The following is a 16986-nucleotide window of genomic DNA, read 5'->3' on the forward strand; positions in this document are numbered from 1 at the left end:
TAACATAGAATGCTACAGGCTTTGTATTATATAGCCTCCAGCTGTGGGTTACTTTCGTTTCCAAGCTTAATCATCCACGATTGGCTTCGTAATTTCACTAATATCAGGCAATTTTCCGGTATTGGTGAAGTTATACGTCCCGCTTAAGTTGATATTTTGCCATGCAACGGGCGAAACAGCACGAGTGATAGCCGCTTTTTCTTCATCACCTGTCGCTTCAAAGTGTCCCAGAAGATGACTCAGTATCGCGGAGTTGAAGTAGATGAGCGCATTGGCAAGCAATCTTGCGCATTCATTCCAGATAGCGATTTCAGACTCGTTTTTGCCACGGAACTGATCACCATTCACCGACGCAATGGCTCGTCTAAGGAAGTGCCATGCTTCTCCCCGGTTCAGGGCACGTTGCACATACTGCCGCAAACTGGCATCGTCGATGTAGTCAAGTAAATATTGCGCTTTAACCAGTCGATTATACTCCGTCAGAGCCTGTAATATTGGGTGTCCAGAAGGGTAACCAGACAGCTTTCTCACCAGCATTGCTTGTGTCGTCCGCTTTGTCTGAAGTGACAGAACAATACGCCTGATATCTTGCCATCCCGTTGTAATAACATTCGTTCTGATAGGCTTCTTTAGCGCCAGTATGGTGTTACATTGTTCATTTTCAGTCACCTCAAACAGATCGTTGATGACGCTGTTAAATTGCGCGTATCGCGGTGCAAAGCTGTAGCCGCATAGATCCAATAAAGCGAAGTTGACGTGATTGACACCGTGTGTATCTGTCGAGAGTACGTCAGGTTTGATATCGCTGCTGTTGGATTGCAACAGATCATAGATATAGTGTGATTCATGCTCGTTGGAGCCGATTATCCGTGCATTCAGCGCGCTGTGATTGGCGACCAGGGTCATGGCCGTGATCCCTTTATTGGTACCGAAGTACTTCGAGGAATACCGGGTTTTAAACGTTTCCAGATGCGTTTCGAATTTCTGACCATCCGCACTGGCGTGCAACTGGTCCTCCTGAATATGGTAGTGGCGGAAGATGGGTAATGAAGCCACCGCATTATTGATCACGTCGCTGGCATCATGCAGCGTTTCAGGTCGGATATAGTTAGCCTGTACTGTACTCAGGTGTTCATAACTGCGGTCGGAGATCTGCGCCATACCATACACACCACGGTGAGTGGCGTTAGCAATCAGAATGGCCAGTAAATCATCCTGATGAGTAGTTCCCTGTTTTTGTATTGGCAGCACATGTGTCAGGCATCGCATAAACCCGGTTTCGCGCTCAACATACCGCAGGACATCCGCGATACCGACTGGCTGCATTCGCTTAAAGAAGGGATTGTTGACCAGAGATGTAGCGCCTTTTGTTGGCAGGTGCCAGCGGGTGCCCGAGCGATTTTTCATGATTACATTGCGATTATCTCCCTCATCAATATGGCACGCCACGTCTTTGAGCGCGCTTTCCAGTCGATGTTGTTTCTCCTGTAACAATGCGTCAACAGGTTGTTTTAGTCTGTCCAGCGTTGATGACTCCAGCAGTGCATCCTGCGATGTTTGGGGGATCAGGTCGTCTTCCAGTGCCCGGTATTTGGTGACATTTGACAGATAAATACGTCCGTTCAGTCGTGAAGTTAACTGCCGGTAGAGCAGCCATTCATAACGTTGCGGATTAACGTTATCCTGTTTCACCAGCCATGGGAGGTGCTTTTTGGGGATAAGCGACGTATCCATTGTCATCAGTGATTCACCGGATACAATTTCCGTTTGCATCTTTTGAAGTTGGGCGACGACGGCTTCTGAGCCTTTACCGGCCTCACATTCAAGGCACAGGAACACTGGTCTTAACAACTGTTCCAGAAGGTTTCGTTGTTCGTCATAATATTGCCACTGGTACTCTTCCACGGTCCGTTTCTGTTTTTTCAGGTAAAGGCAGAGGGTCTGGATATCCCTGTCATTCATGACCTTCAATGCCTGTTGTCTGACTACTGAGAAGGGCTGATTGTCATCAATATTCTCGTCAACAAACAGGTGAAGTAGCTCTGCCGCTTTCGTGACATTGTCCGCAGCTGACTGCCAGGACAGGAACACTGCTTGTTGTGCAAAGGCGTTGGCGGCTTCCTGTTGTTTTCGGATATGGTAAACAAACCCATCCGTCAGGCGCTCCAGTGCAAGTTGCATGCGCTCTGTCAGATGACACAGTAACCACAGGTGCTGCTGTGAGCGTTTGAAGCGCCGCACTTTACTGCCGTAGTAATCAATAAGGCCGCTGAAGTGTTGTCGATTTTTTAGCGACAGATTGAGCCTGTCCACAACGTCATTTATTTGCGTGTGCCATGGTGCTAACCGGTGGTAAATGGCGAGCTCTTTTTTAAGCTCAGGCACGGTCAGACTTTTGGCACCACCCCTGAGATGGCTCAGACTCAGCCCGTCGTCTTTAGTAGTGATTATGTTGTCCAGAAAGACGTTAAGTTCATTACTGGTAAGTTGATTCAGTTGGAGCGTCAGGTCTTTTCTGACCTGTTGCATTGTGCGGCTTATCAGTCTTTGAAGCACGGAGTACTTAGGAATGGCAATGTTATGGCTGGCAAGGTATTCAATGGCCGCATCAAAGAGGTGTCGAGGCTCCAGCCAGGCATGACCAATGTAAACCAGGTGGTGGCACAGAGCATTGAGGTGCTGTTTTTCATTCCACTTATTGTAATTAAGTAGACGCAGTATCCTTGAGTAAATACGGTCACGCTGCATTTTACTGACACTGAAAGGCCTGATCCCTTTACCTCTTTGAATTTGGGAGGCAATAAACTGCATGTCGATACTGATATCACGGAAACTCGGAGCAATGATCACTGGCTTAGATTTAAAATAGCCCAGAAGCGCCACGAAATAACAACGATGTTTAGTAAGCCTGATAGTACGGCATTCGGCCTGTTCTACATCGTTTAGCGAAAAATACAAACGTTGTTCCTCAATAGAAAACTGAGGTGCTGAATACAAGTCTCGTTGTTCTGCCTGAGTCAGAATCGAGAGTTCATTACTAATTGCCATGATGAATAAACGCCAATATGATTGATGGTGTTTATATAAGATGGCAGAATATTGGAAGGTAACCCACCGCCACAGACCATATAATATAATACCTGTAGCGTTCTATGTTACTTTAGAGGGGAAAATCCCTAGAACCCCAATATGGTGTATGTTCAAATGAAGAACTCCTTCTGATGAATCTCCCTCGCCGCCCAAATGCAAATAACTGCCCCTAACCATGAGATCCTGAGCAAGGTTAAAAGTTTTGAGGCTTTCTTCGGTTAACCATTGGTATACTGCCGTTCTCTGATGCTCACCAGACAGAGATGAAAAATCGTATGTTTTTGTTTCAAATACAGGGGCAAGCAATACCCGTTGACGTCCTTGCCCGTCATACTCTTCATAGACAGTGCGAAGGATTTCATGGCGCTCGATTATCTGACTCATTACCCGGTTCAGGATGTTGATATCCAGCTCGCCCGACACCTTATACGTGGCTGGCATATTATATTGTTCAGGATTGTTACTTAGTTGATTGAGTAACCACATGCGCTGTTGCGAATAGGACAGTATTTCGGAGTCCCCCCCCAGCTTGCGTTTGACAATGGGAGGCCTGGCAGTTTGTTCACATGAGTTATCAATGGCAGTGGACAAATTTGCTAATGTCATGCTATCGAAAACATCACTGACTAGTATCTCAACCGACAATTTGTTCCTTATCTCAGCCACAAATCTGAACGCCAGTAATGAATGTCCCCCTAACTCGAAGAAATTAGCCGATGTACTGATTGAATCTGCATCAATTTCCAAAAGTTCAGAAAGGATTTCAACCACTACTCGCTCGGTGTTTGTTTCAGGCTTAACCAAGTCACCAAGGGACGTCACTTCTACCTGTGGCAAGGCTAGTTTATCCAACTTTCCGCTCGGTGTTAACGGCCACTCTGTGACTAACACATACAAAGCCGGAACCATATATTCCGGCAAGATGTTCAAAAGTGATGCCTTCAATGCCGACTGCCATTGGAAACGATCCTCCACCTCTTCCTGAGGAATGACATACGCCACCAATTTCTTGTCTCCACCACTGGTTTCTTTGACTAACACCAGACTCGAAGCAACTGACGCTTGCTGCGACAACTGATACTCAATTTCTCCCAGCTCTATCCTGAATCCTCGGATCTTTACCTGCTCATCCACGCGCCCAATATATTCCACTTCGCCATTGTCAAGGTAACGCACCAAATCTCCGGTTTTGTATAGCCTTTTGCTGCTGCCAGCAACGCGCTCATCGTAAAAGGGGTTGGTGATAAAACTCTTTTCTGTCAACGAGGGGTTGTTGAGGTACCCCCGCGTCAGCCCTGCTCCACCAATATATAACTCGCCTATGGCACCGGTTGGCAACAACTGCTGTGCACTGTTGAGGATAAAAAATGACGTGTTATCAATTGGCCTGCCAATGCTGTTTGGATGCGCAACGTTCAGCGCTGTGCGGGCACAGGAAATGCTAGCTTCGGTGGGGCCGTAGACATTCACCAGTTTATCTTTGACCAAATCTCTCAGCGACTGGGTTAATGCTTCGCCACCGGAAATGACACGATTCAGGCCCGGCAACTCCCTATCAGTCAACAGCGCCGCAAGAAAAGTAGGCGTGCTATTCAGGTGACTGACCTGATGCCTGACAATCAGCTCTCTGAGACGAGTCGGTTCATGCATATCATCAGCACAAGGCAACACCAAGCGGCCACCATTGCTCAGAGCCAGAAACATCTGCTCCACAGATGCATCAAAGGTGTAACTGGACAACAAGATGCCAACCTCATCGCTACTGTAACCATAACTTCTGGTCAGCGACAGCAGCGTATTGATGACACTGCGATGCTCCACCATCACACCTTTGGGCTGGCCTGTCGTACCCGAGGTGTAGATCACATAAGCCAGATTGGCTGCGTTCATTGCCACGGCCTGCTTGTCCGGATTATCTGCGGCGAACCCGGCAAATTCCTGAGGCACCTTATCCGCAGTATCGCCTAGGCCATCGAGCATAACTGAGCGCACTTGTTGCGCCGGCAAACGTGTTGCCAACGCAGAACAGGTTAATACCAGTGTCACACCGGTGTCCCTGAGCATATATTGAAGACGTTTCTGGGGCGCATCCGGCCCCAGCGGAACATACCCTTTACCTGCTTTTAATACCGCCAATATCGCAATTACCATCTCAAAGGAGCGCTCTAGGTAAATGCCAACCAGCGAGTCCGGTGCAGTACCGTCTTGCTCAATCAGGTAATGGGCCAATCGATTGGCACGTTGGTTGAGCTGGCCATAGGTAAGCATGTCACCATTATGTAGCAACGCCACGCTTTGTGGGCGGGCTACTACTTGCGCCTCAAACAACTCATGAAGACACCTGTCCTTCGGGAAATCCGTCCTGGTATTATTCAACGTTTCCAGTAAATACTGTCGCTCCGGTTGCGATATGAAGTCTAATTCACTTAATCTTCCAACGTTACCCGAAGCCAACTGAGATAACACCTCCCCTAAATGAGCATTCAATTTCTCAATGCGCTTGGTGTTAAAAAGGGCTTTGTCGTAAATCCAGTGGAGTAACATTCCTTGTTCGGAATGACTGATCACAATTTCCAAATCAAATTTCGACACTGTTGCGCCGCTATCGTATGGCGTCAAATTCAAACCAGAGACATCAAATGCAGCGCTTTCTTTACCTGCAGACAAACCGTAATCCGAATTTGTTGTAAGCATAATTTGAAAACCAGGCGTATAAGCGCGGTTTCGAGGCATACTTAACATCCCCATCAATTGCTCGAACGGCACATCCTGATTTGACTGGGCATCCAGGTGAACCTGCCTGACATGGGCCAGGAAACCCGCCAACTCCGAATGCTTAGTATCGACACGCAATATCAATGTATTGACAAAGAAACCGACGAGCGGCTCAAGCTCAGTCTGCAGGCGATTTGCAATAGGTGTACCAATAACTATATCAGACTGGTTGCTGTGCCTCGACAACAACAATGCCAAAGCGCCATGCATTAACATGAACATGGTAAGTCCATTACGTTTAGCCACTGCCAATAAGCCCTGCGCTATGTTTGCAGGTAACTGGCTGGAAACCTGTTCTCCAACGGGCTGTTTAACAGTCGGACGCACATTGTCCAACGGCAGGCTATGAAGCAATGGCATATCTTGCAACGTTTCACGCCAATAAGATAACTGGCCGGTAAGCCTATCGCCTTGTAACCAGCAGCGTTGCCAATGTGCATAGTCGATATACTGTATATCCAGAGGTGGTAACGGATTAGGCTTGCCTTCCGTAAACGCCTTATACAAAGACAAGAACTCTTGTTCCAGAATGCCCATAGACCAACCATCAGAAGCGATGTGATGTATGTTCAGATGCAGAATACCGGACGCCCGGGTTCCCTCTCCGCCGAAGTGTAAATATCCCCCTCTTATCATCAAATCTTGCGAAAGGTTAAAAGGTTTTAAGGTTTGTTCTATCACCCAATCTGAAGCGGCTTTGTCACGTGCATTGCCGGTTAGTGATGAAAAATCATATCGGGTTAACTCAAAAGGCACCGATGGTTTGATACGTTGTAAACCTTCCCCATCCTGCATCTGATAAACGGTACGGAGGATGTGATGGCGATTAATTATCTCATCAAGCACCTTATTGACGACTCTTACATTTAGTTCACCAGTGACCTCGTATACTATTGGCATATTGTAAAGTGCCGAACTGCCTTGCAGTTGTTCCAATAACAATAGTCGCTGTTGCCCAGCAGAAAGACGACCTGTGTTCAGACCTTTTGGTAGTCTCACCGGACGCTGGTAAGCCTCGCTTTTCACCCAATAAATAATTTCTGTTTTTTTTTCCTTTATTTTTGCTATCAGTGCCGCATCCAATTGATTTGATGCACAAGTGATTTTCAAGTTTTCTTCATTTTCTATGGTAAAAGTGACGCCTTTCTCAACACACTCTTGCAACACATTATCTAGCAGAAGCATAATTTCCTTATTCCCATCAATATGTCGTCACCGCAAGATGAACCTGGCATTCTTACAAAATTAACGCTTAATAACAGTTATCTCCCGAGGGTGATTTATAAACCGTACGGCATTGACTAAATTAATAATGTTCCTTTAAATCAACGCAAATAAAACGGCACCCAATAACAAACGATAAATTATGAATGGCATCATACCGATTCTATTCAGAAGCGAGATAAAAACCGAAATGCAGGCAAAAGCCGCCACAAAAGAGAATAACACTCCAAGTCCTAATGATTGCCAATCGACGGCTGTTCCAGTGGTAGCTAGATCTAGTGACAAATAGATCCCCATTGATGCAATAACTGGTATAGATAAAAGGAATGAGAATTTTGCGGAGGCGGTTTTATTGAGTCCGAGAAATATGCCCATTGTTATTGTGATCCCTGACCTTGATGTGCCGGGAATTACCGCCAATATTTGAGAAATGCCAATAACCAATATGGACTTCCAGCCCAGGTCATTCAGGGATTGATTTTCTTTGGCATAAACAATTGCGCCCCAGAGTAATAGTGCATAAAAAACCGTGGTTGTAGCAACAACCCATGTCTCTCGCAAATAACTGTCCACGTAATCTTTGACCAAAATACCTGCAAATCCAAAGATCAGGGTCGACACTAGGATAAGCCAAGCAAGCCTGCTCTCTTGACTTTGCTTACCAGCAATGGAATTACACCAAGCGAAAAAAATACCAGCAACTTCCTTTCGCATATAAACACAGACAGCCAGTAAACTACCGAAATGGACGGCTATATCGAAGTCCAACCCTTGCTCTTTCCAGCCTAACAACAAACTGGGGAACAACAAATGCCCCGAACTCGATACAGGTAAAAATTCAGTCAATCCTTGGATAAGTGCTAATACTATTATTTCTAATACACTCAATGTATTTCCTTAAGCTAAAACTGCTATTTTTTTACAAAAAATCTCTCAGTGACAGTACAAAATATTGTTACAGGTTGAATTTAAATGATTAAGACATCTTGTTCTTGTGACGAAGAGTGATTCTGAGTTAATTGGTGGAACACACTATTTTGCTGTGTATTTGCTACTTCAAACTCGATAAATTTAGACAACTTCTCAAGTGTTTGACTTTCGTAAATTGAATAGGCGTATAGTTGTACGTTAAATTGAGTTTTGACCATAGCAATTAAGCGCATTACAAGTAACGAGTGCCCGCCTAATTCAAAAAAATTAGCGTTGCAACCGATCTGTTTTACGTCTAGTCCTAATAGTTCAGCCCATATATCTGACAGGGCAATTTCAGTCTCAGAAGTGGGACCAATATACTCCCAATCTAAGGGGATTTCAATTTGGAGTAAGGCTAGTTTATCCACCTTTCCGGTCGGTGTTAACGGCCACTCTGTGACTAACACATACAAAGCCGGAACCATATATTCCGGCAAGGTGTTCAAAAGTGATGCCTTCAATGCCGACTGCCATTGGAAACGATCCTCCACCTCTTCCTGAGGAATGACATACGCCACCAATTTCTTGTCTCCACCAGTGGTTTCTTTGACTAACACCAGACTCGAAGCAATTGACGCTTGCTGCGACAACTGATACTCAATTTCTCCCAGCTCTATCCTGAATCCTCGGATCTTTACCTGCTCATCCACGCGCCCAATATATTCCACTTCGCCATTGTCAAGGTAACGCACCAAATCTCCGGTTTTGTATAGCCTTTTGCTGCTGCCAGCAACGCGCTCATCGTAAAAGGGGTTGGTGATAAAACTCTTTTCTGTCAACGAGGGGTTGTTGAGGTACCCCCGCGTCAGCCCTGCTCCACCAATATATAACTCGCCTATGGCACCGGTTGGCAACAACTGCTGTGCACTGTTGAGGATAAAAAATGACGTGTTATCAATTGGCCTGCCAATGCTGTTTGGATGCGCAACGTTCAGCGCTGTGCGGGCACAGGAAATGCTGGCTTCGGTGGGGCCGTAGACATTCACCAGTTTATCTTTGACCAAATCTCTCAGCGACTGGGTTAATGCTTCGCCACCGGAAATGACACGATTCAGGCCCGGCAACTCCCTATCAGTCAACAGCGCCGCAAGAAAAGTAGGCGTGCTATCTAGGTGACTGACCTGATGCCTGACAATCAGCTCTCTGAGACGAGTCGGTTCATGCATATCATCAGCACAAGGCAACACCAAGCGGCCACCATTGCTCAGAGCCAGAAACATCTGCTCCACAGATGCATCAAAGGTGTAACTGGACAACAAGATGCCAACCTCATCGCTACTGTAACCATAACTTCTGGTCAGCGACAGCAGCGTATTGATGACACTGCGATGCTCCACCATCACACCTTTGGGCTGGCCTGTCGTACCCGAGGTGTAGATCACATAAGCCAGATTGGCTGCGTTCATTGCCACGGCCTGCTTGTCCGGATTATCTGCGGCGAACCCGGCAAATTCCTGAGGCACCTTATCCGCAGTATCGCCTAGGCCATCGAGCATAACTGAGCGCACTTGTTGCGCCGGCAAACGTGTTGCCAACGCAGAACAGGTTAATACCAGTGTCACACCGGTGTCCCTGAGCATATATTGAAGACGTTTCTGGGGCGCATCCGGCCCCAGCGGAACATACCCTTTACCTGCTTTTAATACCGCCAATATCGCAATTACCATCTCAAAGGAGCGCTCTAGGTAAATGCCAACCAGCGAGTCCGGTGCAGTACCGTCTTGCTCAATCAGGTAATGGGCCAATCGATTGGCACGTTGGTTGAGCTGGCCATAGGTAAGCATGTCACCATTATGTAGCAACGCCACGCTTTGTGGGCGGGCTACTACTTGCGCCTCAAACAACTCATGAAGACACCTGTCCTTCGGGAAATTCGCTGACTTTGCATTCCACCCCGTTAACAACTGTTCTTTCTCTTTGCCCACAACTAGACAAAAATCGGCCACCGGTCGCTGTTCACCAGAATATAATGCCGCACTAAAGGTTTGAATGGCCGCATTGACATAACTCAAAATGCGCTCAGCATTTAAACTGACACATAACTCTAAAGTGATCAAAAAGTGAAGCCCAAAATCATCTACAGACATACAGAAAGGGTAATTACTGGTTTCATCGCCCCCCAGGTAACGGAATGGTAACCTTTCTTCTGCGCTATTTTCAGAGCCCATGGTTGAATGTCGATAATTTAACACAGAGTTGAACAATGGCATCCGTGAATCTAATCCGCTACAGCTTTGCGCTTCAATGAGTGAAACCTGCTCGAAGAGCAGCTGCGCTTGCAACCTGTCGTTCACGTCCCTCATCAAACCTGTTGCTGATTTTTGCTCCAACTTTACTCTCATTGGCAACGTATTTATCAGCATCCCGGGCATTTTATCCGTGCCTTCTACACCAATCATACGGCCAGACATAACAGTGCCAAAGACCACATCATCCTGATTACAACAGTTGGCTAAAACCACCGCCCAAATACTATGGAAAAATGCCGCCGGGCTCAGATGTAGATCGCGACAAATACGCCTGATATCACCACTAAGAGCAGCGTCAAGCTCTTGTCTGATTTCCTGAATTTGCTGACCATCACCCTGCACATTGACCAGCTCAAACGGCAGTGACGGTTCTGTAAAATCAGCGAGCATCTCAGTAAAGTACGCGTTGCTGTTCAAATTGCTCAGCAATGTCCTAGAGTAAGCAACGTAATTGCGGTATGGCACGGCTGGTGTCATGTGATCTGAGTGCCCGCGATAAAACTCGACTAACTCTTCATACAATATGTCCTGTGTGATGTGATCAGTGATCAAGTGGTGCCCATAAACCAGCACCACAGAGCGTCCAGAATCATCATCAGTTGCAACTTTTACGTGAAGCAATGGTGGCTTTTCCAGATCCATCCAGAACCCACTTTGAAAGCCCAATTTTGTCAGTTGTTGTTCTTCATTCAAAGATAGGTCCATAGACGCATACTCGATCTGCAAATCGACCTCTCTGAGTACGACCTGGATAGCCTGCTCGCGGTTCCGCCAAAATATTGCAGTACGAAATACATCATGTCGGCTGAATATAAATTTTATACCGTCTATAAACTTATCCAACGAATCTCGGTCGTCCACTTCAAACAAAGATGTGGTGATATAAGGGTCGACCTGCTCATTTAAACTGTGAATAAACAGAATGCCCTCTTGTAATGGTGCCAGGGGATAAATATCTTGTATATTTGTCATTCCGCCTGGAACGCGCTCTGCAATCTCGTTTATCTCTCGCTGTTCGAGCGAAACCAGTGGCAACATCGATGGCGTTATCAATTCACAATGTAACGGTAAACTATATGTCGGAGGCACAAATTCCTGCTTGATGTCGGCGTTGCCTGTTGCCATCAGAGACGCCATATGAGTAAGATCATCAGCCTTAAATAAATCCTGTATATCTGCTCTGTAGCCCGCTTTTTTAAGTTGATATGACAACTGCATTACCAACAACGAATGGCCGCCCAACTCAAAGAAATTGGCAGTGGTGCTGATCTTCGCTTGGTCCAGACCCAGTACATCTGACCATATTGCCTGCAGCGTTGCCTCAGCCTCATTTGCCGCCGCCACATATTCACCCTCAATACTGACGTCAACCTCAGGTAACGCCTTTCTGTCTACCTTACCGTTCGAGGTTAACGGCCATTGTTCTACTTTCACAAAATGATTAGGCACCATATATTCTGGCAACTGTTCTAGCAGTACTGCTTTTAATGACGACAGCAACAATGTCCAGTCTTGTGACAAGCTTTTGGGCCTCACATAGGCCACCAATTGTTGGTCCTCCGCCGACAGGCTGTTGACCTGCACTAGCGCCGATTCAACCCCTTCCTGCTGTGAAATCTGATGCTCTATCTCACCCAACTCGATTCTGAAGCCCCGTACCTTCACCTGAAAATCTGCTCGGCCCACGTATTCCAACTCACCATTTTCACGGTAGCGAACCAGATCGCCTGTCTTGTACAACCGGGCGCTGCTGCCAGGGTCGGTTTCATCAAAGTAGGGATTGGTAATAAAGCGCTCCGACGTCAACGCCGGATTATTCAGGTATCCCCTCGCGAGGCCCGCTCCTCCCACATACATTTCTCCGACACTACCCCAAGGCGTCAGACTCAGATTGTCATCCAGAATGCACACCGACTGATCTGCAAGAGGGCAACCAATGCTGATCCCCGACAAATGGGCCTCGGTGATCTCTTTGTAGGTCACATGTATCGTGGTTTCCGTAATGCCGTACATGTTGATTAACCGGGTTGGTGCCTCACCAAAGTGTTTGAACCAAGGCGAGATATGCCCCGGGCTAAGGCTTTCCCCACCAAAAACGATACACCGCAACTCCTTCAAAGGTTGTTGTGTATCGATCATGCTCTGACACAACACCCTAAAGGCACTAGGCGTCTGATTGAGTATCGTTAATCCCTGTTCGGTACACAACCTCAGTAACGCCGGGGTATCGTGTACCTGCGCCTGAGTCGGCATGATCAGTTTACCGCCGAACGCCAGTGCTCCCCAAAGTTCCCAGACACTAAAATCAAACGAAAAGGAATGAAACAATATCCCACAATCCTGCTCATTAAAGCCAAAGTTCTCCTGGGTGACGGCAAACAAACGACACAGGTTCAGATGGGTCTGCATGACACCTTTGGGTTTCCCCGTCGAGCCAGATGTATAAATCACATAAACCAGGTTCTCCGCACTTGGGGTTCTAGGGATTTTCCCCTCTAAAGTAACATAGAATGCTACAGGCTTTGTATTATATAGCCTCCAGCTGTGGGTTACTTTCGTTTCCAAGCTTAATCATCCACGATTGGCTTCGTAATTTCACTAATATCAGGCAATTTTCCGGTATTGGTGAAGTTATACGTCCCGCTTAAGTTGATACTTTGCCATGCAACGGGCGAAACAGCACGAGTGATAGCCGCTTTTTCTTCATCACCTGTCGCTTCAAAGTGTCCCAGAAGATGACTCAGTATCGCGGAGTTGAAGTAGATGAGCGCATTGGCAAGCAATCTTGCGCATTCATTCCAGATAGCGATTTCAGACTCGTTTTTGCCACGGAACTGATCACCATTCACCGACGCAATGGCTCGTCTAAGGAAGTGCCATGCTTCTCCCCGGTTCAGGGCACGTTGCACATACTGCCGCAAACTGGCATCGTCGATGTAGTCAAGTAAATATTGCGCTTTAACCAGTCGATTATACTCCGTCAGAGCCTGTAATATTGGGTGTCCAGAAGGGTAACCAGACAGCTTTCTCACCAGCATTGCTTGTGTCGTCCGCTTTGTCTGAAGTGACAGAACAATACGCCTGATATCTTGCCATCCCGTTGTAATAACATTCGTTCTGATAGGCTTCTTTAGCGCCAGTATGGTGTTACATTGTTCATTTTCAGTCACCTCAAACAGATCGTTGATGACGCTGTTAAATTGCGCGTATCGCGGTGCAAAGCTGTAGCCGCATAGATCCAATAAAGCGAAGTTGACGTGATTGACACCGTGTGTATCTGTCGAGAGTACGTCAGGTTTGATATCGCTGCTGTTGGATTGCAACAGATCATAGATATAGTGTGATTCATGCTCGTTGGAGCCGATTATCCGTGCATTCAGCGCGCTGTGATTGGCGACCAGGGTCATGGCCGTGATCCCTTTATTGGTACCGAAGTACTTCGAGGAATACCGGGTTTTAAACGTTTCCAGATGCGTTTCGAATTTCTGACCATCCGCACTGGCGTGCAACTGGTCCTCCTGAATATGGTAGTGGCGGAAGATGGGTAATGAAGCCACCGCATTATTGATCACGTCGCTGGCATCATGCAGCGTTTCAGGTCGGATATAGTTAGCCTGTACTGTACTCAGGTGTTCATAACTGCGGTCGGAGATCTGCGCCATACCATACACACCACGGTGAGTGGCGTTAGCAATCAGAATGGCCAGTAAATCATCCTGATGAGTAGTTCCCTGTTTTTGTATTGGCAGCACATGTGTCAGGCATCGCATAAACCCGGTTTCGCGCTCAACATACCGCAGGACATCCGCGATACCGACTGGCTGCATTCGCTTAAAGAAGGGATTGTTGACCAGAGATGTAGCGCCTTTTGTTGGCAGGTGCCAGCGGGTGCCCGAGCGATTTTTCATGATTACATTGCGATTATCTCCCTCATCAATATGGCACGCCACGTCTTTGAGCGCGCTTTCCAGTCGATGTTGTTTCTCCTGTAACAATGCGTCAACAGGTTGTTTTAGTCTGTCCAGCGTTGATGACTCCAGCAGTGCATCCTGCGATGTTTGGGGGATCAGGTCGTCTTCCAGTGCCCGGTATTTGGTGACATTTGACAGATAAATACGTCCGTTCAGTCGTGAAGTTAACTGCCGGTAGAGCAGCCATTCATAACGTTGCGGATTAACGTTATCCTGTTTCACCAGCCATGGGAGGTGCTTTTTGGGGATAAGCGACGTATCCATTGTCATCAGTGATTCACCGGATACAATTTCCGTTTGCATCTTTTGAAGTTGGGCGACGACGGCTTCTGAGCCTTTACCGGCCTCACATTCAAGGCACAGGAACACTGGTCTTAACAACTGTTCCAGAAGGTTTCGTTGTTCGTCATAATATTGCCACTGGTACTCTTCCACGGTCCGTTTCTGTTTTTTCAGGTAAAGGCAGAGGGTCTGGATATCCCTGTCATTCATGACCTTCAATGCCTGTTGTCTGACTACTGAGAAGGGCTGATTGTCATCAATATTCTCGTCAACAAACAGGTGAAGTAGCTCTGCCGCTTTCGTGACATTGTCCGCAGCTGACTGCCAGGACAGGAACACTGCTTGTTGTGCAAAGGCGTTGGCGGCTTCCTGTTGTTTTCGGATATGGTAAACAAACCCATCCGTCAGGCGCTCCAGTGCAAGTTGCATGCGCTCTGTCAGATGACACAGTAACCACAGGTGCTGCTGTGAGCGTTTGAAGCGCCGCACTTTACTGCCGTAGTAATCAATAAGGCCGCTGAAGTGTTGTCGATTTTTTAGCGACAGATTGAGCCTGTCCACAACGTCATTTATTTGCGTGTGCCATGGTGCTAACCGGTGGTAAATGGCGAGCTCTTTTTTAAGCTCAGGCACGGTCAGACTTTTGGCACCACCCCTGAGATGGCTCAGACTCAGCCCGTCGTCTTTAGTAGTGATTATGTTGTCCAGAAAGACGTTAAGTTCATTACTGGTAAGTTGATTCAGTTGGAGCGTCAGGTCTTTTCTGACCTGTTGCATTGTGCGGCTTATCAGTCTTTGAAGCACGGAGTACTTAGGAATGGCAATGTTATGGCTGGCAAGGTATTCAATGGCCGCATCAAAGAGGTGTCGAGGCTCCAGCCAGGTATGACCAATGTAAACCAGGTGGTGGCACAGAGCATTGAGGTGCTGTTTTTCATTCCACTTAATGTAATTAAGTAGACGCAGTATCCTTGAGTAAATACGGTCACGCTGCATTTTACTGACACTGAAAGGCCTGATCCCTTTACCTCTTTGAATTTGGGAGGCAATAAACTGCATGTCGATACTGATATCACGGAAACTCGGAGCAATGATCACTGGCTTAGATTTAAAATAGCCCAGAAGCGCCACGAAATAACAACGATGTTTAGTAAGCCTGATAGTACGGCATTCGGCCTGTTCTACATCGTTTAGCGAAAAATACAAACGTTGTTCCTCAATAGAAAACTGAGGTGCTGAATACAAGTCTCGTTGTTCTGCCTGAGTCAGAATCGAGAGTTCATTACTAATTGCCATGATGAATAAACGCCAATATGATTGATGGTGTTTATATAAGATGGCAGAATATTGGAAGGTAACCCACCGCCACAGACCATATAATATAATACCTGTAGCGTTCTATGTTACTTTAGAGGGGAAAATCCCTAGAACCCCGGCGACTGATGAGCTTCCTGTAAAGGCGTCAATCAGGATGCCACCGGTTTTCGGCAAATGTCGCAGTAACTTAGGCATCATGAGTTGCTTGGAACCCGGATACTTCATATATGATCTGGTGAGTGCTTTCATCATGGCAATTTAAAAGGGTTTATACCAGTGTATTAAGTTTGCTGTTCAGCCTTAATACTTGTGTTATATACATAACGGTATCATATTGGTTTGGTCGCGCTTTTTTAGCAAACTCTTTGAGCCAAGTATTAGTAGCTTGTCACATACGTCTGGCAGGCCCACGCGGAAGCATGGTTTCTTTAACTTTGGCATCTGGTGATAGGAATTGACTCTTATCAATGTCATTCTGTACAAACTGTGTCGCTTGGATCAGCTTTTGGGTAATTTCTGTTTTGAGTTTAAGACACCGGGCTATTTGTTGTTCGGTTTCATCGACTGGGTGTGTACACACTTGTTCTATTTGCTCTACAAGCGGTTGCTTTGGATTTAGTATGATTGAATATTGCGTATCCACATCCTCATCGTCATAGTCGGCAGCACCTAATACAAAGCAATGGTATCGGCTATCATCGTCGTAAAATTTACCAGTCATGATCAGGTCAAGAAAGATTTCACCTACAGCTGCTCCGTCAACGTTGATACTGTAACCTAAACTGTCTACGTTTAGATTATCGCTACTTAATTTGAACCGGTAGTCGTCCAACACCTCCTCTCGTAAACTGTTAACGATGCGAATGCTATTAGCTTCAACAGCGTCACTCTGAAAGGGCATACAGCGTATTTCGGGGTCGTGTGTTTTTACGATTGTCATATGGTTATATATCCCTGTTTTTATCACGGTATCAGTGAGTTTCCTTTTTGCCAATATACCGACACTAAGATTATACGCCACAGTTGATTTTTTCTGACCTTTCAGATACAGCAAATTTAAATAAATATTGAGGTATTTGTAGGTTTAATACACTATTTGTTAATAG

The 16986-nt window shown here is 46.4% G+C and carries 7 protein-coding genes; all 7 read right to left on the reverse strand.

Going from position 1 to position 16986, the window contains the following annotated elements; genetic code table 11:
• Positions 1-66: 66 nt before the first annotated feature.
• Positions 67-3048 carry a Tn3 family transposase gene (locus AC566Q_RS17905; protein WP_278343597.1) on the reverse strand — a complete coding sequence of 994 codons (2982 nt, stop codon included), beginning with the start codon at positions 3046-3048 and terminating at the stop codon, positions 67-69.
• A 102-nt stretch (positions 3049-3150) separates the two neighbouring features.
• Entirely contained in the window at positions 3151-7050 is a 3900-nt protein-coding gene (locus AC566Q_RS17910) for a non-ribosomal peptide synthetase (protein WP_499608998.1), read from the reverse strand.
• 135 nt (positions 7051-7185) lie between these two features.
• On the reverse strand, positions 7186-7977 hold the full coding sequence (locus AC566Q_RS17915; protein ID WP_499609004.1) for an undecaprenyl-diphosphate phosphatase: 792 nt from the start codon (positions 7975-7977) through the stop codon (positions 7186-7188).
• An 80-nt stretch (positions 7978-8057) separates the two neighbouring features.
• On the reverse strand, positions 8058-12875 hold the full coding sequence (locus AC566Q_RS17920) for an amino acid adenylation domain-containing protein (protein ID WP_499609007.1): 4818 nt from the start codon (positions 12873-12875) through the stop codon (positions 8058-8060).
• 2 nt (positions 12876-12877) lie between these two features.
• On the reverse strand, positions 12878-15859 hold the full coding sequence (locus tag AC566Q_RS17925; RefSeq protein WP_250245381.1) for a Tn3 family transposase: 2982 nt from the start codon (positions 15857-15859) through the stop codon (positions 12878-12880).
• Positions 15860-15961: 102 nt separating this feature from the next.
• Complete coding sequence (locus AC566Q_RS17930) at positions 15962-16132, reverse strand: DNA adenine methylase (protein ID WP_499609023.1); 171 nt, start codon at positions 16130-16132, stop codon at positions 15962-15964.
• Between the two features lie 136 nt (positions 16133-16268).
• Positions 16269-16820 carry a hypothetical protein gene (locus AC566Q_RS17935; RefSeq protein ID WP_499609038.1) on the reverse strand — a complete coding sequence of 184 codons (552 nt, stop codon included), beginning with the start codon at positions 16818-16820 and terminating at the stop codon, positions 16269-16271.
• Between the last annotated feature and the right edge of the window lie 166 nt (positions 16821-16986).

This window comes from Alteromonas sp. H02, assembly GCF_059682525.1.

Coding starts and splice junctions, on each gene's coding strand:
- AC566Q_RS17930 (WP_499609023.1), bottom strand. CDS start 16,132: ATGATGAAAGCACTCACCAGATCATATATGAAGTATCCGGGTTCCAAG.
- AC566Q_RS17910 (WP_499608998.1), bottom strand. CDS start 7,050: ATGCTTCTGCTAGATAATGTGTTGCAAGAGTGTGTTGAGAAAGGCGTC.
- AC566Q_RS17905 (WP_278343597.1), bottom strand. CDS start 3,048: ATGGCAATTAGTAATGAACTCTCGATTCTGACTCAGGCAGAACAACGA.
- AC566Q_RS17935 (WP_499609038.1), bottom strand. CDS start 16,820: ATGACAATCGTAAAAACACACGACCCCGAAATACGCTGTATGCCCTTT.
- AC566Q_RS17925 (WP_250245381.1), bottom strand. CDS start 15,859: ATGGCAATTAGTAATGAACTCTCGATTCTGACTCAGGCAGAACAACGA.